A 22,689-nucleotide genomic window follows, 5' to 3' on the forward strand; every position below is an offset into this window, starting at 1 on the left:
TAGATTATCAAGGGTTAGAATCAATGAAAAAAATTAGCATTGAAACAGCTGTAGTGAATTTCAGTAAGCAATTTGGCGAAAAAGGTTCACTGAATGTTCCGATTTATCAAAACTCTACCTTCAAACAAAAAATTCCTGGGACGTGGGAAGAGTATACGTATACGCGCACAAATAATCCAACTGAGGAGGCGTTGCGCAACACCATTGCCGGGTTAGAAAATGCAAAATACGGAATAGTTTTTAGTTCTGGATTGGCGGCAATTAATGCTGTGACTGAATTACTTGCGCCTGGCGATCACATCATTTCGACGGCAGATATTTATGGTGGTACGCATCGCTTATTTAGTTGTTTTACGCAAAAGAAAAATATGAGTTTTTCTTATGTCGACACAACAAATTTGGCTGCAGTTGAGGAGGCAATTAATGCGCAGACAAAATTAATTTATGTAGAAACGCCTTCAAATCCACTGCTTTCTATTACGGATATTGCGGCGCTAAGTAAGCTAACAAAAGCACGGGGGATACTCTTAGCAATTGATAATACGATGGCTACGCCTTATTTGCAGAGGCCGCTTGAGCTGGGTGCAGACTTAGTAATTCACAGCACGTCGAAGTATTTATCTGGGCATACTAATGTTATCGGTGGAGCGGTTGTTTCTAACAATGATCAGTTACTGCAGGAGTTGAAATTTATTCATAAAGCCGTCGGTGGATCGCCCGCGCCGTTTGACTGTTATTTAACGATGCTGGGGATTAAAACTTTAGCGCTTCGCATGAAGCAGCATGAAGCAAATGCCCAAAGTATTACTAGTTTTTTGAAGGGACACAAGAAAATTTCTCGGATTTATTATCCGGGGTTAAGCGAGCATCCGCAGCATGCTTTAGCAAAGCAGCAAATGTCGGGATTTGGTGGGATAGTCTCCTTTGAAATTGACGGAGATGAGGCAGCGGCGCAGAGATTTATTGGGGCGATTGAGCATTTCTCTTTAGCTGTTTCTTTTGGTTCTGTTGCATCACTGATTGATTATCCAGCTAAGATGTCACACAAAGAAATGGCGCGAGAGGAGCGGCTGCAGCGTGGATTTAGTGATTCCTTGATTCGGCTTTCGGTTGGTATTGAAAAGGATACGGATCTGATTGCTGATATTGGAAATGCCTTAGATAAAGTTTAGGTGCGGGCTGATTACATGACTGTTTACGGTTCTTGGGAAAGCACATTAGAGATTGATGGGATTGATTACGGGGCGGATCTGATTGAGGATCGCTATGCCCGCAACGCTGGTTTTTCCCAAATTTTTGCGGTGAATGGGTTACCGGAGCGATTTGAGGTTGATTTGATTAAATCTTCGCAAGTGTCGGATGTGCCGCATACGTGGAGAGTGAAGGAGTGTCAATCGGTTGATCAAGTTAGTGCTGAAGTCCTGCAGCAGGGGAAAGAGGTTTTGGATCGGGATCGTAGTGAGCTGGGGTCACGGATTATAACTTTCGTTGGGGTGAGTGATTTAGGTGCAGGAGATTATATTTTTCTTGCTGCTGGGGCGATTCGCAACAGACTGGCAAGGGACTATGAGAATGATGAGTTTCCTGTGGTTTCGCGGGCGATTGTTGCTCCGGGGTATCGTGGAAGGGGCGTTGGTAGTTTGATTGTGGATCATCGTTATCGTGCGGTACTGAGATTTTTTTCGCGTAAACCTAAGGCGATTCATTTTGGAACGGAGAGTCCAAAGATTTTAAGTTCGTTAAGAAGAATCGAGCGTGAAGAGGGAATTAAGTATGTGCACATTGGCAATGAAAAATACACGACTTTAGTCGGGGTGCATACGGTTGCGGATTATTTATGTTTTCTACCTTGGTATCAGGTGGCGTTGTTGAATGCCTGTGTGGCGATGGAGGTTCATTCTTGTTGTCCTGAGGTGGTGAGGGAGTTTAGTGGGAAGTTTAAGTTATTTATGAGTTGTGGGATCAAGGGGGTGCTGGGAGTGGAGTTGGAGAGGCTTTACAATGAATCTCGTGATTCGATTCGATTTGGGGGGTTAGTTCGGGGAGAGTTGGAGTTGTTTGAGGAATTTTTCTTTATTAAGCGCAAGATTGGCGCAGCGGACCCCGACTAGCCCCCCTCCACAAAAAACTAGCCTCCCACCTCTCTACGTACGCAACAATGCAACTAAAACGGCCGAATATAGCATTGTATGGAAAACCGCAAATTCTACAAAAATAATGATCTAATCATGGTAACGTTCAGGACTGAAGAAGGGCTTCCATTTGTCCCTCTAGAATTCATGAATAAGCTCATATACTCGGCTCTTGCCAAGGGCCAAGAGCTTTATCCTGTTGAGCTTGCAGGATATACCTTTGAACTAAACCATGGACACCTATTTATCAGAGTCACAGACCCTGAACTTGTCCCTAAATTCATCGGATACATTAAACAAGAAACAGCCCACTACCTAAATCGACTCCTAGGAAGAAGAAAGCGTACAGTTTGGTGTGAAGGTTACGATTCTCCAGTGCTTCTCGATTATCAGAAAGCCTTAGATTCGTTTGGATATGGGATACTCAATCCAGTTAAAGATTGTTTAGTCTCTAAAATGTCAGAATATCCAGGCGTAAGTTCATATAATCTTATGATGGAAGGAACTAATTCCGTTAATTGCACTGCCATTGCTCGAGATTCCGTACCACGTATTAAAAATCCAACTGCGCCTTACAACGAGAATGACAACATAGTAAAAATTCTAGAAGAACTAAATCAAACAACTGCCAAATTAACTATAGATCCCTATTGCTGGAAGTCATGTTTTTATGAAACTCAGCAAATGAACCCTGATGAGTTTGAAAATTTAGTTAAGCTATCGATTGAAAATAAGGAAAAGGAATTCATTCTTGCGCGAAAGAATAAAACAGTGATTGGAAGAAAATTACTAAAAAGAAGTTCGATATTAAAGAAACATACTCCCGCAACGTGGGGAAGAAAAATGATTTGTTTATCGAATTATGAAGATTTAAGAAAACAGTTTATAAAGCATTATCGTTCACTTGCAACTCAAGCCTATCAAGTATACTTATCCTGGAAAAAGGGGTTACGTGATCTCGAGTTCCCTCCAGGGATGTTTCCACCATCATTTCCAAGATTATCTAATCTTAATCCAGCAATGGCATTTACTTAAATTACAAAACTTAGTTTTAAACTGAACTCAATCTACATACGTGACTATCGTCAGAATTAAACGCATTGCAAAATGCGTTTAATTCTCAACTTCTTATTATCAAGGACTCGACATCGAGAAATCTTGAATGCTACTTTGGTTGAATTTCGATTGAATTTTAATATTTACATGATAGCCATAGGTTAAATATTATTTATTTTACCAAGGTTCGGACAGCATTCTATAATGAAGACTCCCAAGTTATCTAGGAGGTTATCTAGGAGGCCCCCTAGTAAGATGACTGAGATGGGTGGAGGTCAAGAATGCGGTCCTGAAGACATGCAAGCACCTCCGTCAGCCCCTCCTTCATTAGCGCAGAGATCAGTAGCCCCCCTACTGCATTAGCTAGGGAGGCAGCTTCATGCGCCTGCAACTTGTCAACCTTATTCAACACCAACACCCGCGGCTTGTCCCCATACCCCAAAGCATTCAACGTCCCCTGCACAACCTCAATCTGCATCCGCATCTCCGGACTCGTCCCATCAACCAAATGCAACAACACATCCGCCTCATTCACCTCCTCCAACGTCGCCCTAAACGCCGTCACCAACTCCCGCGGAAGCTCCCGAATAAACCCCACCGTATCTACAAAAATCACCTCCCGACTATTCGGAAACCGCATCCTGCGACTCGACGGATCAAGCGTCGCAAAAAGCTTGTTCTCCACCAACACCGACCCCTGCGTTAACGTATTCAACAACGTCGACTTGCCCGCATTCGTATAACCAACAATCGCAATTACCGGCACCCCACGCACCTGCCGCCGCTCCCGCCGCAACGCCCGCTGCCGCGAAATCCCATCAATCCGCTTCTCTAAATCACTAATCCGATCCCGCACACGACGACGCCCAATCTCAAGCTTAGTCTCCCCAGGCCCACGACCCCCAATTCCACCCGTCAACCGACTCAGTCCAGAATCTTTCTCCGTCAGCCGCGGCAAAGAATACTTTAACTGCGCAAGCTCAACCTGCAAACGCCCCTCACTCGTATTGGCACGCTGCGCAAAAATATCTAAAATCAACATACTACGATCCAAAACCTTCAACGCCGTTAAATTTGTAATCGAACGCAACTGCCCAGGACTAAGCTCCCGATCAATAATGATTAACTCCGCACCCAAATCAAGGCTATGTAAAACCAACTCCTCAAGCTTCCCCTGGCCAATCACAGTCTTTGGGTCAATCGCCTTACGCCGCTGCATCACCTTATCCAGCACCGTCACACCAGCAGTTCGCGCCAGCTCCTCTAACTCATCCATCGAATACTGAGCTTCCCGAATCGGACATGTATATACTCCGACCAAAATTGCACCATTGGGCTTAGTTGCAACCGTCGTTTCAGCCGCTGAAGAAAAACTCTCCTCGAGCTCCGACATCAAATACTGAAAATCAATGCCAATCTGCCCAATCACCTTGCCATAGTGAATCGTGATAACTCGATCATTTGACTGCACTGATTCATTTTGCGGCGCAGTTAAGTGCGCAACACTAATCGGGCCAATGTCCCCACGATCTCCGAGCGGAACAACTGCAACTAAATCAAGCCGTAGCTTTTCTAAGTCAGTAATGAAATCGCGCGGAATTTCCAGCCCAAACGTTGACTTGCCCTGAGAAGTTCTGACCTCCTCTCGCGCCCCAGCAGCACTTAAACGCAAGATCAGTTGCTGCTCACGGGGGAGCTTCTCAATCCGGTCTTGCGCATGCGGCATAAAAACAACTAAACGCAAACGCCTCAAGCGCGCACGACTCAGACGGAAGCGTCCCAGATCTGGCAAGTACAACCGGTCTCTACTACCAACAGCAACATGCGTGACCTTACCCTCACGCTCAATTAACAAGCCAACCTGCACGCCAAGCAACTGCGCAAGTTCGGCTGCCCGCTCAGCAAGATTTGCATCAATGATGTCCTGCGGCTCACAACGCCGACTAGCCAGCTTTTCTAAAAGCTTATACTCACTAGGACGTAGTGACTTAATTTGACCCGAAATAATTGCTTGCATGGAACTTAATTAAACACAGATCCATAGAAGATTAAAAGCTCTGGCACAATTAGACTGGGTGCTAAAATATTTTCCGCTTTAAACCAGAGTTAGTCTAGGAGCAAAGCTCAACGAAGCTCTGATTAAGTTCGAGGTTGAGCCAAGTCCAAGGAAGCCGACCCTAATATATTTACAGGGCAAGAAGCGCACTTTATTGTTAATAAACGAGCATCGCAGAAATCTCTCGTGACGAAGAAATCGGCTCAAGATCGGACTTAAGCAGAGCTTCCCCAAATCACTGCCCTATAACCTGCATAGCCGCGGCCTCAATAAAAGTTTTTGCCATGCCACTATTTGCCCCCCAGTGCGCAAGCACAGAAGTACAAATCGTATTTGAATGCGGAGAAAGTCCCTCAGTTGTAACACTTGAACCTTGACTTGGATCGAGAATTTGAAAACAGCTTAGAACTTTATCTTCAAGTCGGACGTGAAACCGTAAATCCCTCAAGCCGCGAAACTTTGACCCCACATGAGAGATTACTGTTTCTTCAAATGAACTAACTTCAACTAAGGCCAAACGAGCTGACTCACTTTCCGGGAAATTCGACTTGGCAAGCCCAGGAAGAATTCCTAGCATTTCATAAATATCCCCCGAAGTAAGCTGCAGCTGCTTGCAGCAATAAGCAAGCGCGGTTCCTTCTGCATAAAGCGTCCCGCCGCCACTGGCAAAAGCATGAATCTCTGCACGTAAATTCGCATTATTCTGTAAATCTTGCGCATATAAATGCGGATAACCACTAGGAAGATAAATCCCTCCAATACGAGCTGGCAACTTCTGGTCGGCAAGCGGCGAGAAGGGCACTAACTCAGCCCCTTCACTGCGCAAAATGTCTAAATTATTCTGAAATGTTAAATGAAACGCTGCGTCATCGGCAACAGCGATGCGCACACGCCGTTGTGCATTTATTTTTGGTGGAAAAGCCAATTTCAACGCCGGCGCTGCATCTGCAATCGAGCGCACTTGGCCTACATCAACGCCGCGCTCAACCAAATCTGCCGCATGCACAATTTTACTGCGGCTAATCAAGCTTGGCACTGCAGGTGCACGCCCATATTCTTTTCCCGCTAAGAGATCGGAATCCCCAATGAAGATTGAACCTAGATAAGGTATGCTCCCCAGCGACTCGACAGCACGACGAATTACTTGTTCATGCTTATCGTCAAGAATATGCGAACAAATAATCCCTGCAAATTTCAACTCGCGGTCGTAATTAATAAATCCACTAACAAGCGCCTTAATTCCCTCGGCATATTGCTTCGCATTGACCACTAAAATCACTGGTGTTTCAGTTAATAACGCAAAATCGGCTAAATTCTTCACCGCAGCATCAGCTTGATACGAATCAAAGATTCCAATATCGCCTTCAATCACCAGCAAATCTGTGCCCAACGACAAAGTCCCGAGCGAATCGAGCAACTGCGGCAGACTTAAAATCCACGGGTCAAGTGAATGCGAGAGCCGACCAATGACTCGCCGATGAAAAGTGGTTTCGACTAGTCCATGTCCAATCCGCGCTGCGGCAACACTTTGTCCCTTACGCTTAAGGACCGCAAGTAAGCCCAGCACTGCTGAACTTGTCCCTGCCCCCCTGGAGGCACCGGCAAGTAGCACTCGCGATAGAGGTCTCAGCGTTTGTTCATGGGACATAGATTATGATTTTGCTTTACGCGCAATTGTCGTACGTGCAGAGCACTTCAAGACGACGAGGCGGTTTGTATTTGTTCCCTTTTTATTGTTCTCAACTTTGAAGCAGTTTGCAAGTTTTGTAAATTGCTGCTGATTTACTAAAATCTCAGAAACGATTAAGCGTTTCCCGTCTCGACGCACTTCACTTGCAGCCTCAGCAACTATTTCATCGAGGTAAATAGTCTTCCCGTCTTGCTCGACTTCACCGACTTCAATAATCGCAAAGCTTCCGGGCTTTAATACTCGTGACATTTCTTGAAGCACGCCCGTAATAAACTCCTTCCACTCCGCAATCGAGCGTGACATTACGAGATTCTCTCTAAACGCCTTCTGTTCCACTCCGGAAAACCAACATTCGAGCCAATTATCCAGCAAATAGTCAACTTTATCGAGAAATGGCGGTGAAGTTACAATCAAATCAACGGAATTTGTCGGGATCGAGCTGAGATTCCGTGAATCCGAGACCGCATAAAAATTAGCGCTCGCAGCATGAAAAAAGTCCTGAGAAAATCCGTCACGAAGCGCTTGTGCACATTTGCGAATTATTCGTGGCGCAATTGGTCGATATTCAGGTTCTTGGTGGCGCTTTAAATTAATTGCTTGTTGGCGCTGCGGTGGAATTGAAATTTGCGGAAATGAGTATACAGAGAAAAATCCTGGAGAGTGCCCATGTAAACGTGAAAGCGCGAGCAGTTCAATAAAACGGTTTACGCGATCGCGATTCTTTTTTAAAAATGCTTTTAAGTTAAGCATTTCACGGTATGTATCGGGGTGGTAAAATGGAGCAAAGTTCTCCTGATAGCCAGTCAAATCAACAGGTCGCCGAAAATCTACATCATTTAACCTTAATACGACTTCATCCAGCCGCGCAGGCTGAGTTTTTGCCTGCGCCATTAAGACAGCCAGCGGGTTTACATCAGTTGCCCAACCAACCCGCCCCAGCAAATTCGCCTGCAAAACAGTGGTTCCGCGCCCACAAAATGGGTCTAAAACGACCGCTCCGGGCTTAGAATAACGACGAATACAAAAGTCCGGTAATTCGGGTTTAAAACTTGCGCGATAGCTAACAATATAATGCAATGAATGCATTTGTCTTTGCTCAGCGGTCCAAAGTTCCCCGACAAAACGCTTAAAACCTTTCTCTGTTTCGATTGGGTCAGCTACCAATGATAATGAACGTTTACTTGCCACAAAAAATTTTCCCCTTAGTCACACACCGCCGTTACCTGTCACCGCGGAATCACAACCCTGCATCCGCAGAAAGACAAGTCTGTCACTTTGCTGTTGCTAACTTCGATGCAAACGCAAAAGTAAGTGTACGCTAGCGAAGGATTTTAACTTTCGCACCAAGTAAACTAGATTAAAGTTTGGTACTGTACTAGGAAATTATTTTCGCAAAATGACGTAAGTAGTTAGCTTCGTTCAAAGAAGTGATCGATCGGACCAAAGCCCTGTCCTAAATTTCTTTCGCTTGAAGCTTTAAGTGCGTTAAAAACAAACTGCTTGGCTCCACGCACTGCTTCTTCAAGTGACTTACCCTTAGCACGTAGTGCTGTGATTGCAGCAGCTAAGCTGCAGCCAGTTCCGTGAGTATTTTTGGTTTTAATCCGTGGCAAAGAAAGTTCGAAAACGCTTGTGCCGTCTGAAAAATAATCTACAGCTAAATCCCCAGTGGCATGTCCACCTTTAAGTAAAACTGCCCTTGCACCAAGGGCGTGCAAAGCTGCAAGCGCTGCTTTTGGCTCATTTGCTAGCACTTCCTCATCAAAACCAAGCAAATAAGCCGCTTCTGGAAGATTTGGGGTAATGATTTCAGCCAATGGAAAGAGTTCGGATTTAAGCACCGAGAGTGCGTTGGGCTCAATTAATTTAGCGCCACTCGTGGCCACGCAAACTGGATCTAAAATGTAAGACTTTGGACCCTGCGTCTTAATTGCCTGTGCAACAGCAGCAATAATTTCAGCAGTACTCAGCATCCCAGTTTTTGCTGCATGAATTGAGAAATCAGCATAAAGCGCCTGCAATTGGCTGATGATATGTTCAATTGGCAAATTGTGGACTGCTGTCACCGCACAAGTGTTTTGCGAAGTCACTGCAGTAATTGCAGTGACTCCGTATACACCAAGTGCAGAAAATGTTTTTAAGTCGGCTTGAATTCCTGCGCCCGCCCCGCTGTCAGAACCAGCGATTGTAAGCGCAACTGGATGCATTAAAGCTCTTCAAACTCAGTGTTCTCAGTGGATGCTCCGGGAGGCTGTTTATAACGTCGGATAATACGTCCACGCGTTAAATCATAAGGAGAAATTTGCACACGCACATGATCCCCTGGCAGCACGCGAATATAAAAACGCCGCATTTTGCCCGCTAAATAAGCTAATAGTTCGTGGCCGTTTTCGCACTGGACGCGAAAAGTTGTATTCGGAAAGCACTCTTTAACAACGCCATCAAGTTCTATCTGATCGTCTTTACCCATTGAATGCTTCCTCGCTATACGTCTTCGTTATCTGCTGATTGGTCAGCATTGGTTTGATCATTTTGAAAGGATTCACTTTCACTATTGTAGTTTCCATTTGCGTTATCGCCCGCAATCATCCGTCCAGGACCACGCCGGCGATGGTTATTAGCATGCCTGCCGCGTCCACCTCCGTTATTATTGCGATAATTGTTGCGGCCCTCCGAGCGGCCACCACCGTTGCTACTGCGGCCTTGACTGCCGTTGCCGTTTAAATTTGCATCGGGCAACGAGTGCGCCGTAAGTGGTATATAGCCAGGGGGTAATTTATTCATATTTCACATCATTCCTTCACAAATTAAAAAACTAATGCAGATTTAATTTCAGACTCAGTTAATCCATGTTCGACGCGGACTAGGATGCTCCAATGCTGCGGTACTTCTGGTAACGCTTTTCCACTAACTCTGTGGCGCTATAGCGTTTGAGGTCATTTAAGTGCTTAATAATCACTTGCTCGAGGAGCAATGCTGCTTGGTCGTGGTCACGATGTGCCCCGCCCGGCGGCTCCTTAACAATTTCGTCGACAATCGCAGTTTCAAGCAATGACTGCGCAGTTACTTTAAGTGACTCGGCAGCAACCTTGGCATATTCGCCAACATTTTCCGCCTCGCTTTTACCCCAAAGTATTGCAGCACAGCCCTCTGGCGTAATCACTGAGTAAGTTGCATTTTCCATCATGAGCAATCGATCGCAAACACCTAAGGCCAAAGCTCCGCCGCTGCCACCCTCACCAATTACAATCGAAACGATCGGCGTCTTTAATCCTGCAAGCACAATTAAGCTGCGCGCAATCGATTCTGCCTGACCACGTTCTTCAGCTTCAAGCCCAGGATATGCTCCTTGGGTGTCGATAAATAATAAGAGCGGTAATTTAAACTTCTCAGCAAGCTTAAAAAGTCGCTGCGCCTTACGATTACCTTCCGGCTGAGGCATGCCAAAGTTCCGGGCAATTCGCTCTTGAGTAGTTCGTCCACGTTGGTGGCCAACAACCATCACAGGCTCATTATTGATTTTGCCGATTCCACCGACAATTGCTCCATCATCAGCAAACGCTCGGTCACCGTGGAGCTCCGTAAAATCTTCGATAAAACGCGCAACATAGTCCAGCGTAAAGGGTCGTAAAAAGTGCCGGCACAGACGCACGCGCTGATAAGCGGTAAGGTTGTCATAAACATCAGAACGCGTTTTTTCGAGTTTGCGCTCTAAACGTTCCATCTCGGCAATCCTACTATGATCGCCCCCTTCCACTTCTACGCGTAATCTTGAAATCTGCTGTTCTAATTCAACAACAGGCTGTTCAAAGTCGAGAAACTGACTAAAGTCCAAGCAGTAAATTTCCTAAATCAAATTAATAAGGTGTTTTGATTTTCTTATTGGCTGCGAAATAAGCAATCCTACGGATTGCAGCATCGCAGCGATTACACGCTGGAAAACATCGGTGTGAGTAACCAGCTAAAAAGTAATTGTTCAAACTTGGGTCGAAGGTTAACGATAAGTCAGGAGAAACGCAACTTGCCAACTTACACATCAAAACAACTCTTCCCCGAAGGCGCTAACCCCTTGATATCTAAGGATATTTTCCCCTGCTCGACGATCCGCTGCGGAGATAATTTCGAGTTCCCGCAGTAAAAATTTTTCAAAATCGACCTTAGAGTTTAAGTTTACTAGCTGCAAATTTTCAGTGACGATCTCCCAGCCAAGTGTTTGCGGCTGATGCCGCCACCAAGTCAGCTGGCGCTTAGCAAAATTGCGTGAATGTTTTTTGATCAGTTCAAGCATTTCATCTTTTGAAATTTTCTCGTCCAAATACTGTAGCACTTCTTTGTAGCCAATCGCTTCGAGCGGTTTAATCTTTCGCCCCCACCGGTCAATTAATCCTTGAACTTCGTTGATCAAGCCGGACTCAAGCATTTGATCCACACGGCTCTCAATCCGTTGGTATAAAGCTTCGCGATCCGGCAGCAAGGCCACAACAAGAGCATTGAGATCTGCTTTGGTATTTGTCGTATTTGCTACTTCGTTAAATGAAGTTTTTGCTGCAAAGCTTAAAATCAAGGAACGTCGGATGCGCTTTAAATCATGTGGGTCAAGACTTGCTGCGCGCACAGGATCCTTTGCCGCTAAGAATTCGTGCATTTTTTCACTAAATTCATGGCGGGTCGGGCAATCAATCGCAAAACGCTCTTCAATCTCAAGTACTGTTTTTTCAGCTGTGTTAAGTTGATTTTCGCCAATCTCGGCCTCATTAAAAAAAGGGCTTAAAAGAGCCCGCAGGTAGAGTCCCGATCCACCGACAACAATCGGTAATTTTTTGCGCTGCCAAGTCGCTTCAAGCTCGGCTAAGCATAATTCTCGGAATTTCCCAGCACTGATCTGCTCGTCTGGGCTTAAGACAGAAAGTAATTTATAGCGCTCTCTAGTTTTCGCGTCGGGCTTTGCACTCCCGATATCAAAGCCTTGATAGATTTGCACAGCATCTGCATTAATCAGCTGAGCATTAAATTTCTCACAAAGCGCCTCCGCTAAAGCGCTCTTACCAGAAGCAGTCGGGCCGGTGATCACAAGAGCTGTTCTTTTCATGCAGTGAATAGTGCTAACTATGATTTATAATCTCGCCCAAAAAATGCTTCGAGATCAGTCTTAGAAAAGCTTTTTAAGACGGGTCGTCCATGGGGACAAAAGGCTGAAGATTCGGCGCGAGTGATATCAATCAGCAGTTGATGCGCCTCGCTTGGCTCTAAGACTCTTCCACTACGCACCGAGCTATGACAGGCGATGCGTGTTAAAATTTGATCAATGCGAGTGGAAATTCCAGTTTCTAAGGCCACTCCACCCATACCCGACCAAGCGCTTGATTCAAAGAGATCTTCAAGGATTTCCCGCGCTGAAGAGCGCGCAAGAATCGCCGGTAGTGCGCGAACCAAAATTGTATTGGGACCGAAAACATCGGCTTCGAACCCAAGTTTTGTAATGGCGCTGATAATTGCCTGTGGGTTTTCCTCATCGGGAACCGCAACTTCTTCGGGGATTAATAATAATTGTGAGCGCATTCGCCCAGCTGCATACTGTTCCCTGAGTTCGACAAAACGAATCCGCTCGTGAGCGGCGTGAGCATCAATCACAAGAAACTCATCCTGCCCCTCAAATAGTAGAAAGCATTTAAAAATTTGGCCAATGAAGCGAAAGCGCAAAGTTCCAAGGTTAATCGCCTCGGCATGAAAAGAGCGCTGCTCGGCAGTTAGTATTTGCTCAGGCAGTAGGTCGTGCGTCTCGCTACTTAGATCTGAAGCTACTGATAGATTGCATGCTGCTAGAGAGGGAAAATCGCCTACCGGCTGACTAAAATTTTCTGCACTTCTAGAACTTCTTTCAGAAAAAATAACAGGGATTTGCTCCGCAAGCCTTTGCTTAGTCGTTAGAGGATAACTAAAATCACCCAGATCTGCCTGCCGACTAGTAAAATTTGTGCTTGTCTCTAATGACTCTAGGGCCGGCACTGCGCTTAAAGCAGTCTTAATTGCACGTGATACAGCAAGAAATACACTCCGCGAATCAACAAAACGCACTTCTGATTTCTGTGGATGAACATTTACATCCACCAGATCGGTCGGTAAAGTTAAGGCCAGTGCTCCGAGTGGGTAGCGGCCAGGCTTCAGATATTGCCCGTAACCGTCACGCACAGCAGAAAGCAAAAGCTTATCCCGCACACTGCGACCATTCACAAAGAGCCTGAGTTTTTGCGCAGTTGGTACATTTTCTAGCGGCTTACTTAAGAGTGCTTCAACTTGGTAGCCATTTTTCGCATTTGTTTCTTTGCAGTAAATTGGGTCTGAGCCAGCAAGCTCTAAATCTTTAACGCGCGTAACAAAATCAAGCGCTGGAGCAGCATGAGTTACTTCTTCGCCATCAGCAACAATCGTGAAGCGCACTTGTGGATAGACGCAGGCATAATCAAGCACCAAAGTTTTAATATGTGCAAGCTCGGTGCGTTCACTTTTAAGAAATTTTTTCCGCGCTGGGGTATTAAAAAATATGCGATTGACGCGGATTCGCGTTCCGACCGGGAGCGACAATGCTTGTGCGGCAGCAACTTCTCGACCCCCCTCAAGATTAATTTCAATGCCCTCTGGTGCTTGAGCTGTGCGAGTTTGGAGTCGTAATTCCGCCACGGAAGCAATCGAAGAAAGCGCTTCGCCACGAAAGCCTAAGGTATTAATTGCGGCAAGGTCAGAAGTTGATTGAATTTTTGAAGTGGCATGGCGAGTAAGCGCCAAGCGTGCTTCAGCAGCGTTAATGCCGCAACCATTGTCGATTACTTCAAGCGAGCTAAGCCCGCCATTAGCGACAACAACTTTAATATCAGTTGCTCCAGCATCAAGCGAATTTTCGATTAACTCTTTAGCCACGGAATAGGGCCGCTCCACAACCTCACCTGCGGCGATTTGGTTAATTACTAAATCGTCGAGGATTCTAATCTGAGGAGCTACGCTGTGCTGAACTACTTGATTATTCATAAACTGGAGCTAATTCTAGTTCACGTTCAGTACGACCACTGCGAACCTTGATTTTAATCTGCTGTTGCATTTGCGCAGTATCCAATGCATCCAAAAATTCAGATTTTGAATTAACCTTTTTGTCATTCACCGCAACAATGAAATCGGCATTAGCAATATCATCGATCACTCTTAAAAATGGCCCCTGGCGATAAACTTTGCGCGCCCCCTTAATGCCTGCTTTTTCTGCGGGACTTCCGTCTTGAACGTTCAAAACAAGCAAGCCTGCACGGTGGTCGGCAACCATCACGCCAATCCGTGGACGGAGCACCTTACCGTAGCGAATCAGCTGTGGAATGGCGTTTTTAACTTGGTTTACTGGAATGGCAAAGCCAATGCCTGCACTTTGTCCCGTAGGGCTGATGATTGCAGTGTTCACGCCAATCATTCTTCCTGCTGCATCAAGTAGCGGGCCTCCCGAATTTCCCGGATTAATTGAAGCATCGGTCTGGATGATTTGCTGAATCATTCTTCCACTCTCAGCACGAATGCTTCGGCCCAAGCTGGAGATAATTCCAGTTGTCAGAGTGCGCTCAAGACCAAAGGGATTGCCGATTGCAATTACACGTTGTCCAACTTCAAGTGCCGCTGAATCACCAAGAGGAATGGCTTGAAGGTCTTTAGGAGGATTTAACATTTGTAAGAGTGCTAGATCGTTATCAGGGTCTGCGCCAATAACCTTAACCTCAGTAACTTCTCCCGAAGCAAGAGAAACGCTGACTTGCTCTGCACCCTCCAGCACGTGAAAGTTTGTGATCACATAGCCCTTTTCACTATCGATAATTGCCCCAGACCCTGCGCCTTCAGAGGCTACTGGCCCAAAGATATCCATGCGCTCCGCACGAGTGCTGATATTGACCACAGCTTCATTGTATTTTTTATAGGCATCAATCACTGATTGTTCATCAGTAGTGCGTGGTGCTAAAGTTTGTGAATTCTGAGCAATTGCTGGAGTTATTGGCTTATTGTCGATGAGGTTACTCTGTCCTAGAGTGTAGGAGATGTAAGCAATGAGGAGCAGGCAAAAGATAAATAGTCTTTTATTCATAACATGACTGATAAATCAAACGTACTGGACAGTATCGCAAAATCTCGTTCTGGCAAAGCTAGCGCTAAAGCAAGGGTAGTTTTTACAAACGGCTGTTTTGATATTTTACATGTTGGTCACATCCGTTATTTGGCGGAAGCTAAAAAGCTTGGTGATCTTCTGGTCGTTGGCTTGAATAGCGATGCCTCAACCAAGCGCTTAAAGGGTGCTGCTCGACCAGTTGTGACTGAGTCAGAGCGAGCAGAGATGCTTTTAGCGCTTCGTGCGGTGGATTTTGTCGTGACCTTTGATGAAGATACGCCGCTTGAATTAATTCAAGAGATCCGTCCTGATTTTCTTGTCAAAGGTGGCGACTGGACACCGGACAAAATAGTTGGTGCAGATTTCGTGCAAAGTTATGGCGGAAAGGTCCTTTCCATTCCTTTTCATCCTGGACACTCAACCACGGGACTAGTCGAGAAAATTAAAAAATTATAAGCAAACCAAAATGTGGATTTAAAAATCAGTTACAGAGCATAGCCCAAAGAGGTGTAAATTCTTTGGGCTAAAACATCTGTAGTTAGGCCTGACGGGAGTTGTCATTTTCAACTGCTTCGAGAAAGAGCCGAGCAAGAGCAACGACGGGCTTTTCGCTGTTAGTCGCTTCGTTTTGCTCGATTAACCTTTGCGCCAGGGTGTGCGCAACTTCATCCGGAATGACCATCAGCAGTAGCACTTTAAACCACTGTTGTCCTGAGTAGTTCGCCCAATGAAGGATGCGAGACGGATCCACATCAGCAAAGGCTTCCTCGTAGCAGTAGCCAATTACCAACGTAATCATTTCGTATGGCGCTTTCGTTTCAACTAGCCAGTCGATGTAGTCAGCAACAATCCCAGCTGTCCTATCTTGATCGCCTCTGTCCAGGAAGGAGAGAGCAGCAGCAATTTCTCCTGCATGATTCCAGCTTGGAGTTGACGATTGATAAGCAGCGTTAATCTGAGTTGCAAGGTGGCGCCCCCACTCCATGTCCTGTTGATTGTTTTTGACTGCCCAGAAACGAATCAGCTCGGGACGATCCTCCGTTAGCTTAATCATCCCCATCGCGTGCAACCAGAACGCAAGCGCCAAATTTCTGGATTTAACGTATTCGCGAGCTGAAAGCATGTTGATGGGCCGCTTCGCGTGGTTGGCTGCTTCGACAACAGCGCACACTGTCCAAGCAGTAAAGCGCTGTTCCTCAGATTGGGCTCTCTCAACAAGGAACTTGACCGGGTCGACCGGCGGTTCCCCACCAAAGAGAGCGACGACGAGTTTCCTTGAGAGATTTTCAATCTTCATGTTCGTTCTCCGCTTTTAACCTTAGTAAAACCTGAAGTTCCACATTTGGTTTGCAAGCATTTGCCGATCGCTCGGCAAAAATCCCCACAAACCAAGATGAATATTATCAAACTGAATTGATAAACTAGTTACTCAAGAAAAGAGATTTCAAAGATCGATTTAAGGATAGAAAGTGATAGCATAATCAGCAATCTTTCTCAAAAGTGCTGAAAATGAGAGATGGGTCAAAGCTAACCAGAAAAATTCCCATGCGAGTAGGTTGTCACCTCAGAGTAAACTCTGAAACCACACTCGCATGGGTAACAATGCCCTCAAAGATTAAAGCAAACGAGCGCTAGACATTATCCGCCCGTTGCGCCGATGTCGGCTAGAGGCTTCGTGTCTTGCCGAAGCTGAACATTTGCCCCCACGAGGCATTGCATGAGCTGTTCGAAATCATCGTCACCGAAGCAGACGATTTCATGACATATCATCTCGTTGCTACGTGGCCCGATCGCTACAGCAACGAGAGAAGACCCCTCGACAGGATGCGTGCAAGTGCCTTGCATGAAGAATTCGAGTTTTCCTTCCGCACTTTTCCACACACTTCCGATAAACCGAACCCCTTCCCTATTAGGGTTTTCGGCCAAGCTACCGAGATCGCTCAATGTTGCAGATGAAGCGTAGAGAAGCTTTCCTTCATCTCCCTCATCTTCGGGGCCGAGTTTAACGGCAAGGACGCCCCAGTTCTTCCAATCATCAGAAGGCCTAGCTCCCGATGGATCAGCAAGACTAATACTGGCAGTCATTGCGCCCTCCGGTCGTTCCAGTTTCTCTGACCAATTGACTAACGTCAGCATTTCGCCGACACGTTTGATTACGCTTATCACTTTCATTCTTCCTCCATGGATTACTCCTCATCCCCATTTCACACCAGGCCGTCACCTGAATGGTTCAAAGTAGCTTTGGCCACCGCAATCGATAACGACGTGGCAGTCAAAGCTACTTTAAATCACAGATGCAATTGGGGATTCAGAAAACACGGGGAAATAAAACCTGATCTGACCTCATCTCTCTACTAGATGTGCTCCACTTCCTAGTAGAGAGACAGTTAAAACAACTACTCAAAGCAACAATTAGAAAGAACTGGAAAAACTGTCGCTATTTTAGCCGTACCGGAAAAAGAATCAAGCTAATGATCAGGGTCGATCAAGATAAGTCAGCGGAAGCATGATTCGATGCTATTTAATGATGATGAATTTCCCGATCCGTAGACAGTAAATGAGGAATTTTTAGATCAAAAAAACTTCCAACAATTGAGGCAGTTATCAAAGTCATCGTCGAAACCCCAATGAGATAAAGCAAAAGCGCCTTTTTCCCGAGGAACTTTCGCACAGCTCCCATTGTAGTGATATTTGAAGCTGGACCAGCAAGTAAAAATACAATCACCGCCGCCGGAGGAAGCCCTTTGGCTAGTAAAACAGCTGCTAGGGGCGTAGCAGAAGTTGCACATACATATAAGGGAAAGGATAAAGCTAGCATCAGTAACACCGCAAGCACGTTAGAAAATCCCAAAAAGAAATCATCTGGAACAAGCACGCTAAAAAGCCCAGCAAGAACAAAGCCAACTGCTAACACTTTAAACAAATCTTTAGGTAGATCAATAAATCCATAACGGAATGCCGAAAACAAACGTGAACTAAAATTTGCCGAGATTGCCTGAACAAGTAAGGGTTGCTCAAGCACTTTTAGTTTTGATTTACCAAGGTGTCCCTCACAGCAAGCTGGATCTGCATCTACTCCAGGACCTGATCGAGTGACATTCGCCTCACTAGTTTTATCGATAAAAAACCCAACGACAAAGGCTGTGCAAAATGCGGCAACGACTCGAATCAGCGTCAGCGGTAGGCCTAAAAGCCCTAAACTCAGGATAAATGAATCCACGCCAATTTCTGGAGTGCTAATCAAGAATGCCGCGGTCGCACCGCGACTTGCACCTTTTTGGCGTAGCGCTGTTCCAACTGGAATCACGCTACAGGAGCAAAGCGGCAGCGGCAATCCAAAGACAGTCGCCCAAAAAACTGAAGTAGCTCCAGGCTGCGCAAGTCTTTTTTCAATTAAAGTTAGTGGTAAAAATTGAGAAATCAGCCCCGCCACGAAGAAGCCTAGCAGTAAATACGGGGCACTACTAAAGACAATTGACCAGGTCGCAGTTAGCCATGAAGCAAAAAAATCAAGCATGCTGTATCAATCGTTTAATTTAGATTTCGCCCTTAAATTCTTTAGCAAGCGGCATAGGGATAATTGCCGCTGGTGGTCGCATCGAGCCTTCACTTAAAAGCTTATCCAGTGTGCGGTCAGTTAAAAACGAGTCTACATGGGTTTTTAATTCGTGCCAAACATGGCCCAGGCTACAGCCCCCTGAGGCACGGCACCAATTCTTATCGAGCGGCTTAGTGTCGCAAATAATTTCAAAAGTTTCACCTTCTGCAGCAATTAAAACATCGCGTAGGTTAATCTCAGCGGCAGAACGGCTTAGTTTGTATCCACCATGCGGGCCACGCACGCTGGTGATGATTCCGCCTTTTCTCAGGCGCTGTAAAATCTGCTGCGCGTATTCGAGTTGAATTTTGAGACTCTCTGCCAGTTCAGGGGCGTGCACCGTTGGGCGGCCAGCCTTTTCTAGTTCAGCAATTAAGAGGGCAAAGTGCAGCCCGTATTCTCCCCACTGTGTGATTCTCATAGGTCAGCATTCTAACTGATTCGGAGAAAGTTGTCATGTTGTAGAATCTAATACGGCTAAGTCGAAAATCTGCCTGGCACAATCTTAGGTTTGTGCCTTAGGCTTGAGCTTAATCGTTTTAAGCTTATGACTTGTAAAGCAAGATATAAGTCCAGGGTGCGACTGCAGCGAGAATATAAAAGCAGGCTAGCGCGCCCATGGCACTCTTAAGCCATGGCAATTTGTGAGCCATAATTGTTAAGGCAATCACAATCACAATTGCTCCGGTCTTTACCACTGTTAAAGTTGGGATATGTCCGAACTGTTCCATTAAAGCGCGAAGAATTGGATTTGCTTCCGCACGTAACCCAAAACGTGAAACGCCGATTGAAGTTAAGATCCCATCAAGCGCTTGCAAAGTAGCTAAGCAAAAACCAAGGGTAAGCGCCTGGCTTGTAAGCAATAAATGCGCGAGAATCTTCGCTCTTGTGTCGAGCTTTGAATCCGCGTTCTTTCGCTCCACCACCGCAACCGCCTCTGTCTTCTTTGAAAGATCCATTTTTTCCATGACGCTATACCCTTCATAATCTCATCCGGTTGAGCGCCAACTTTGCTTCAGAAAAATAGTGTTAGTTTGATCTGATCGAATTGGAATGATTGTTCACTCGGTTGGAACTCAGGGGCATCGTAGCGACTGCAGTTAACAGGCTTAGGCTTGAACTTCTACTTCCCCTTATCCTTTCCCTGCTTGCTTACTGCTAACTTGCGCGGGTAAATTTCAGGACGGGACATTTCAGGACAAGGCAATCCAACAAACAAGATTGGAGCAGGAGAAGTTCAAGCAGAAGTATCAGGGGAAGTATAAGTTCAAGCCTAAGCTAAAGTAGAGATAGCAATCGGAAGGCAAGTCACTATAGCCCTTGCAAAACCTCTAAAGCTTCTTTAGCTCTGGATTTCGGCACAAAAAGGTGATCGTGGAAAAAAGCAGAAAATACGTTTACGGGAATTTCTTGCGCTTTAAGCGCATTACTCACAGCAGCAATCAAGCCAACAGCTTCTAGATCTGAGTTAACAGTTAAAGTAATTAAGGCCCAAATGGGCTGTGATAAATAACGCTTGGAACGGTCTACGAAGCTGCGCTCAATCACTATGGTCACAGCTTCTTCTTCACGAAATAAGGCCAGCGGGGTTTTGCCAAATTCAGCAACTTCATCTTCTTGGACTGTTAAAAAAACAAAGTCCCCGGGGATAAGCCGCGGGGACAGGTTTTTAAGTAACTGCGTTAAATCTTTTTCAGCCAAAATTGCGCCTATAAACTTTCGGCAAGTTTTAACGTTTTAAAAGATCGCGAATTTCACGAAGTAACTGCACATCCTCAGGCGGTGCCGGTGGAGTTGCTGGAGCTGGCGCAGGTGCTTTCATCTTATTCATCATTCGCACCAACATAAAAATCACCCAAGCAATAATTAAGAAATCAACTAAAACTTGGAGAAAATTTCCGTAGTTTAAAGTCGCAGCTCCAGCTTTCTGCGCTTCAGCAAGAGAACTATAGGTCTTATCCGAAAGGTTAATGTAGAGATCCGTAAAATTGACTTGCCCCAGAAGTTTTCCAATTGGTGGCATGATAATGTCGCTCACTAGTGAACTTACAATTTTACCAAAAGCCCCACCGATAATGATACCAACAGCCATATCAATGGCGTTCCCCTTAACGGCAAAATCTTTAAATTCTTGAAGCATTCCCATTGTTTTTTCTCCTTTTTAATCAATCAAATTTATGATTTTGGTTGAACGGCAATTGGCTGGGCATAAAAATTACGCATTGTAATTAGCCCCGGCTCAGATTGAATCGCGCTAGCCATCACACCAAGTCGCTTTAATTCATCGAGAGATTTCTCGTCAAAAAGCTGCTTAGCTTGATCGTTTTGCGGCGCATACATCGTTAGCGTGCCTGCCATGTTCTTCATGAAATCGCTAAGCTCAGCAAAGTCCACATAGATATTGGCCAGCGAAGGTTCGCTACCCAGCAGTGTTTTTACTTCTGGAGTAAAGCCTTCTGCTAAGCCCGCACCTTTCTTTTGCACAACAGCAAGTTGATTCTCTAAGCCTTCACGAGTTGAAGTTAAAAATACAAAAGAACCTGTGCTGGCAAGATGGAGATTAACTCCGCCAGGAACCAGCATTGATTTAGCAGCTACTCCGGCCACATTCGTGTCAGTCCAGCCACCACCGGGAACACCGAACTGCACACCTGCCATTTCTGCAACCATTTTCGCAACACCTTCTACTTCTTGAGGCTTACTCGAAGAAGCAACGATTGAAACCGCCGGTATCGGCAAGAGGGATTGGCCTGGAGCAGCCATTTTCGCAGAAACGCCTAAGCGCGTTAAGGAATCAATTGCTCCAATGAAAGGCTGCACTGCAGGGTCTTGTGCCATCGGGCCAATGAAAGTGTCCTTCGCACGCTTCAAGGCTTGACCATCAAGACTGAGTGTAAAAAGTGCTCCCTTGGGAAGTACAGAAATAATATCATCGGCTGCTGTTTTGCCAACAATATCAAAATATTTTTTCTGCTCTTCGTCCTTAGGTGAATATTTAGCAAAGAGTCGCGATTCAGGAGATGAGGTCATCGCGCCTACTCCAGCGATTGCCTCAACTGGATTTTTGGCCATCGCCTGCTTGCCTTCTTCAGGTAGCATTGCCCCAAATTGGCCCAACATGCCGTTAATGTCTAAATAGCCCATCGCAAAACGCTCGCTAGCGTGCGGGAAGCGTTTTGCTAATTCAGTATATGCTGATGATGTTGTAACCTTAGGAAGTTCTTTGTAGCCTTTGGCAAAAAGCTCTTCGACCAGCCAACCATCTAAAGCAATCACACCGCGATTGTCTTTCCAAGCAACTTGGATAACTTTATTTGTCGCGGGATTTGCTGCAGCTGCTGGTTCAGTTTGTCCAGCAGGCGCGGGAGCATCAAATTGCTTTGGATCAAGTCCAAAACCAGAAATTCCCTTATACTGAGGCGGGGAAAGCTTAGCCCCGGCTTTTGCAAGCTCCGTTGAAAGTGTATTCATTGATTGTGTCAGGTTAGAGCCGGGAGCACTCTCAAAGTAAAGTCCTAGGCTTGGGCCCGTGGTTGGATTTGTCGCAACGAAAACAACGCCATTTGCGAAAAACTTTTCCCAAGCTTGATAATTATTTAAATCAAGGCCAGCGGTTTCAAAGGCCTTTGAATAACGAGCAAAAACTTCTCCGTATGTTTTTGGGTCAATTTGACGCATACGGTGCTGTCCCCAAGGAGAAGCTAAATATTTCTTGTATGCTTCACTGGACGTATTCCAAAATAAAAATCCATTTGTAGCGGGAGGAAGTGCGGTTAAAAGTGGCATTTCATCTGCAAGTGAAACTTCTTGCTGCGCTGTCGTTGGCAAAGCGCCTGTGCCAGATTTAGCTTGCACCTTAGGTTGCACTTTTTCTTCTTCCTTTGAACAACTGACCAATGCAAACAACGCAAGTGGAATTAAGGTGATGGTCAACACTGAAAATTTCTTCATGAATAGATTCTCCGAGATAGATCGATCTAATCTCAAGAGTAGTGCTCAAGATTAGAAAAATTAAGTTGGGGAGTT

Annotated in this window: 22 protein-coding genes; 4 read left to right on the top strand and 18 right to left on the bottom strand. The window is 45.6% G+C overall.

The features are described from left to right. The first annotated feature begins 23 nt into the window (after nt 1-23). The 3 genes from JNK13_07370 to JNK13_07380 all read left to right on the top strand — a co-directional run bounded on the left by JNK13_07370 (nt 24) and on the right by JNK13_07380 (nt 3,167). Complete coding sequence (locus JNK13_07370; protein MBL7662554.1) at nt 24-1,172, top strand: PLP-dependent transferase; 1,149 nt, start codon at nt 24-26, stop codon at nt 1,170-1,172. A gap of 15 nt (nt 1,173-1,187) precedes the next feature. Further along, nucleotides 1,188-2,111 (top strand): hypothetical protein, encoded by a 924-nt coding sequence (locus JNK13_07375; protein ID MBL7662555.1) that lies wholly within the window; start codon nt 1,188-1,190, stop codon nt 2,109-2,111. 78 nt (nt 2,112-2,189) lie between these two features. Further along, nucleotides 2,190-3,167 carry a transposase gene (locus JNK13_07380; GenBank protein ID MBL7662556.1) on the top strand — a complete coding sequence of 326 codons (978 nt, stop codon included), beginning with the start codon at nt 2,190-2,192 and terminating at the stop codon, nt 3,165-3,167. Between the two features lie 268 nt (nt 3,168-3,435). Here JNK13_07380 and hflX read toward each other — a convergent pair whose 3' ends face one another. The 10 genes from hflX to JNK13_07430 form a co-directional block, all read right to left on the bottom strand. Beyond that, a complete protein-coding gene (gene hflX / locus JNK13_07385; protein ID MBL7662557.1) occupies nt 3,436-5,205 on the bottom strand; it encodes a GTPase HflX in 1,770 nt (589 codons plus the stop codon). A 274-nt stretch (nt 5,206-5,479) separates the two neighbouring features. After that, entirely contained in the window at nt 5,480-6,892 is a 1,413-nt protein-coding gene (locus JNK13_07390) for a cobyrinate a,c-diamide synthase (GenBank protein MBL7662558.1), read from the bottom strand. Between the two features lie 3 nt (nt 6,893-6,895). Next, the gene (locus tag JNK13_07395; GenBank protein MBL7662559.1) at nt 6,896-8,122 is read right to left on the bottom strand and encodes a site-specific DNA-methyltransferase; all 1,227 of its coding nucleotides are present in this window, start codon (nt 8,120-8,122) and stop codon (nt 6,896-6,898) included. A gap of 221 nt (nt 8,123-8,343) precedes the next feature. Then, nucleotides 8,344-9,141, bottom strand: a complete 798-nt coding sequence (gene thiD / locus JNK13_07400; protein MBL7662560.1) for a bifunctional hydroxymethylpyrimidine kinase/phosphomethylpyrimidine kinase — start codon at nt 9,139-9,141, stop codon at nt 8,344-8,346. Continuing rightward, nucleotides 9,141-9,404: a translation initiation factor IF-1 gene (gene infA / locus JNK13_07405; GenBank protein MBL7662561.1), complete on the bottom strand. Its 264-nt coding sequence runs from the start codon at nt 9,402-9,404 to the stop codon at nt 9,141-9,143. Before infA ends, thiD begins: the two co-directional genes overlap by 1 nt. A gap of 14 nt (nt 9,405-9,418) precedes the next feature. Continuing rightward, on the bottom strand, nt 9,419-9,718 hold the full coding sequence (locus tag JNK13_07410; protein ID MBL7662562.1) for a hypothetical protein: 300 nt from the start codon (nt 9,716-9,718) through the stop codon (nt 9,419-9,421). A 79-nt stretch (nt 9,719-9,797) separates the two neighbouring features. After that, nucleotides 9,798-10,769, bottom strand: coding sequence for an acetyl-CoA carboxylase carboxyltransferase subunit alpha (locus JNK13_07415; protein ID MBL7662563.1), 972 nt, complete (start codon nt 10,767-10,769; stop codon nt 9,798-9,800). Nucleotides 10,770-10,970: 201 nt separating this feature from the next. After that, nucleotides 10,971-12,023 (bottom strand): tRNA (adenosine(37)-N6)-dimethylallyltransferase MiaA, encoded by a 1,053-nt coding sequence (gene miaA / locus JNK13_07420; protein ID MBL7662564.1) that lies wholly within the window; start codon nt 12,021-12,023, stop codon nt 10,971-10,973. A 17-nt stretch (nt 12,024-12,040) separates the two neighbouring features. Then, nucleotides 12,041-13,957 (bottom strand): DNA mismatch repair endonuclease MutL, encoded by a 1,917-nt coding sequence (gene mutL, locus JNK13_07425; protein ID MBL7662565.1) that lies wholly within the window; start codon nt 13,955-13,957, stop codon nt 12,041-12,043. After that, nucleotides 13,950-15,044, bottom strand: a complete 1,095-nt coding sequence (locus JNK13_07430) for a trypsin-like peptidase domain-containing protein (GenBank protein ID MBL7662566.1) — start codon at nt 15,042-15,044, stop codon at nt 13,950-13,952. Before JNK13_07430 ends, mutL begins: the two co-directional genes overlap by 8 nt. A 3-nt stretch (nt 15,045-15,047) precedes the next feature. On the opposite strand from JNK13_07430, the gene rfaE2 reads away from it, so the two are divergent. Next, on the top strand, nt 15,048-15,521 hold the full coding sequence (gene rfaE2, locus JNK13_07435; protein ID MBL7662567.1) for a D-glycero-beta-D-manno-heptose 1-phosphate adenylyltransferase: 474 nt from the start codon (nt 15,048-15,050) through the stop codon (nt 15,519-15,521). A gap of 82 nt (nt 15,522-15,603) precedes the next feature. Here rfaE2 and JNK13_07440 read toward each other — a convergent pair whose 3' ends face one another. The 8 genes from JNK13_07440 to JNK13_07475 form a co-directional block, all read right to left on the bottom strand. Next, nucleotides 15,604-16,362: a hypothetical protein gene (locus JNK13_07440; GenBank protein MBL7662568.1), complete on the bottom strand. Its 759-nt coding sequence runs from the start codon at nt 16,360-16,362 to the stop codon at nt 15,604-15,606. Between the two features lie 341 nt (nt 16,363-16,703). Then, nucleotides 16,704-17,237, bottom strand: a complete 534-nt coding sequence (locus JNK13_07445) for a hypothetical protein (protein ID MBL7662569.1) — start codon at nt 17,235-17,237, stop codon at nt 16,704-16,706. A 349-nt stretch (nt 17,238-17,586) separates the two neighbouring features. Beyond that, a complete protein-coding gene (locus JNK13_07450; GenBank protein ID MBL7662570.1) occupies nt 17,587-18,582 on the bottom strand; it encodes an SO_0444 family Cu/Zn efflux transporter in 996 nt (331 codons plus the stop codon). A 19-nt stretch (nt 18,583-18,601) separates the two neighbouring features. Next, entirely contained in the window at nt 18,602-19,084 is a 483-nt protein-coding gene (locus tag JNK13_07455) for an Rrf2 family transcriptional regulator (protein ID MBL7662571.1), read from the bottom strand. Between the two features lie 124 nt (nt 19,085-19,208). Continuing rightward, complete coding sequence (locus tag JNK13_07460; protein ID MBL7662572.1) at nt 19,209-19,631, bottom strand: hypothetical protein; 423 nt, start codon at nt 19,629-19,631, stop codon at nt 19,209-19,211. Nucleotides 19,632-19,974: 343 nt separating this feature from the next. Then, nucleotides 19,975-20,376: an ACT domain-containing protein gene (locus tag JNK13_07465; protein MBL7662573.1), complete on the bottom strand. Its 402-nt coding sequence runs from the start codon at nt 20,374-20,376 to the stop codon at nt 19,975-19,977. 16 nt (nt 20,377-20,392) lie between these two features. Next, on the bottom strand, nt 20,393-20,803 hold the full coding sequence (gene mscL / locus JNK13_07470) for a large conductance mechanosensitive channel protein MscL (protein MBL7662574.1): 411 nt from the start codon (nt 20,801-20,803) through the stop codon (nt 20,393-20,395). A 35-nt stretch (nt 20,804-20,838) separates the two neighbouring features. After that, complete coding sequence (locus JNK13_07475) at nt 20,839-22,614, bottom strand: hypothetical protein (GenBank protein ID MBL7662575.1); 1,776 nt, start codon at nt 22,612-22,614, stop codon at nt 20,839-20,841. Nucleotides 22,615-22,689: the final 75 nt, after the last annotated feature.

This window comes from bacterium, from assembly GCA_016786595.1.
Classification (GTDB): Bacteria; Bdellovibrionota_C; UBA2361; order SZUA-149; family JAEUWB01; genus JAEUWB01.

Bases quoted from the DNA above. Each gene is read 5' to 3' on its own strand.
- JNK13_07370 (MBL7662554.1), top strand. From the start codon at position 24: ATGAAAAAAATTAGCATTGAAACAGCTGTAGTGAATTTCAGTAAGCAA.
- JNK13_07375 (MBL7662555.1), top strand. From the start codon at position 1,188: ATGACTGTTTACGGTTCTTGGGAAAGCACATTAGAGATTGATGGGATT.
- JNK13_07380 (MBL7662556.1), top strand. From the start codon at position 2,190: ATGGAAAACCGCAAATTCTACAAAAATAATGATCTAATCATGGTAACG.
- hflX (MBL7662557.1), bottom strand. From the start codon at position 5,205: ATGCAAGCAATTATTTCGGGTCAAATTAAGTCACTACGTCCTAGTGAG.
- JNK13_07390 (MBL7662558.1), bottom strand. From the start codon at position 6,892: ATGTCCCATGAACAAACGCTGAGACCTCTATCGCGAGTGCTACTTGCC.
- thiD (MBL7662560.1), bottom strand. From the start codon at position 9,141: ATGCATCCAGTTGCGCTTACAATCGCTGGTTCTGACAGCGGGGCGGGC.
- infA (MBL7662561.1), bottom strand. From the start codon at position 9,404: ATGGGTAAAGACGATCAGATAGAACTTGATGGCGTTGTTAAAGAGTGC.
- JNK13_07410 (MBL7662562.1), bottom strand. From the start codon at position 9,718: ATGAATAAATTACCCCCTGGCTATATACCACTTACGGCGCACTCGTTG.
- miaA (MBL7662564.1), bottom strand. From the start codon at position 12,023: ATGAAAAGAACAGCTCTTGTGATCACCGGCCCGACTGCTTCTGGTAAG.
- mutL (MBL7662565.1), bottom strand. From the start codon at position 13,957: ATGAATAATCAAGTAGTTCAGCACAGCGTAGCTCCTCAGATTAGAATC.
- JNK13_07430 (MBL7662566.1), bottom strand. From the start codon at position 15,044: ATGAATAAAAGACTATTTATCTTTTGCCTGCTCCTCATTGCTTACATC.
- rfaE2 (MBL7662567.1), top strand. From the start codon at position 15,048: ATGACTGATAAATCAAACGTACTGGACAGTATCGCAAAATCTCGTTCT.
- JNK13_07440 (MBL7662568.1), bottom strand. From the start codon at position 16,362: ATGAAGATTGAAAATCTCTCAAGGAAACTCGTCGTCGCTCTCTTTGGT.
- JNK13_07445 (MBL7662569.1), bottom strand. From the start codon at position 17,237: ATGAAAGTGATAAGCGTAATCAAACGTGTCGGCGAAATGCTGACGTTA.
- JNK13_07450 (MBL7662570.1), bottom strand. From the start codon at position 18,582: ATGCTTGATTTTTTTGCTTCATGGCTAACTGCGACCTGGTCAATTGTC.
- JNK13_07455 (MBL7662571.1), bottom strand. From the start codon at position 19,084: ATGAGAATCACACAGTGGGGAGAATACGGGCTGCACTTTGCCCTCTTA.
- JNK13_07460 (MBL7662572.1), bottom strand. From the start codon at position 19,631: ATGGAAAAAATGGATCTTTCAAAGAAGACAGAGGCGGTTGCGGTGGTG.
- mscL (MBL7662574.1), bottom strand. From the start codon at position 20,803: ATGCTTCAAGAATTTAAAGATTTTGCCGTTAAGGGGAACGCCATTGAT.
- JNK13_07475 (MBL7662575.1), bottom strand. From the start codon at position 22,614: ATGAAGAAATTTTCAGTGTTGACCATCACCTTAATTCCACTTGCGTTG.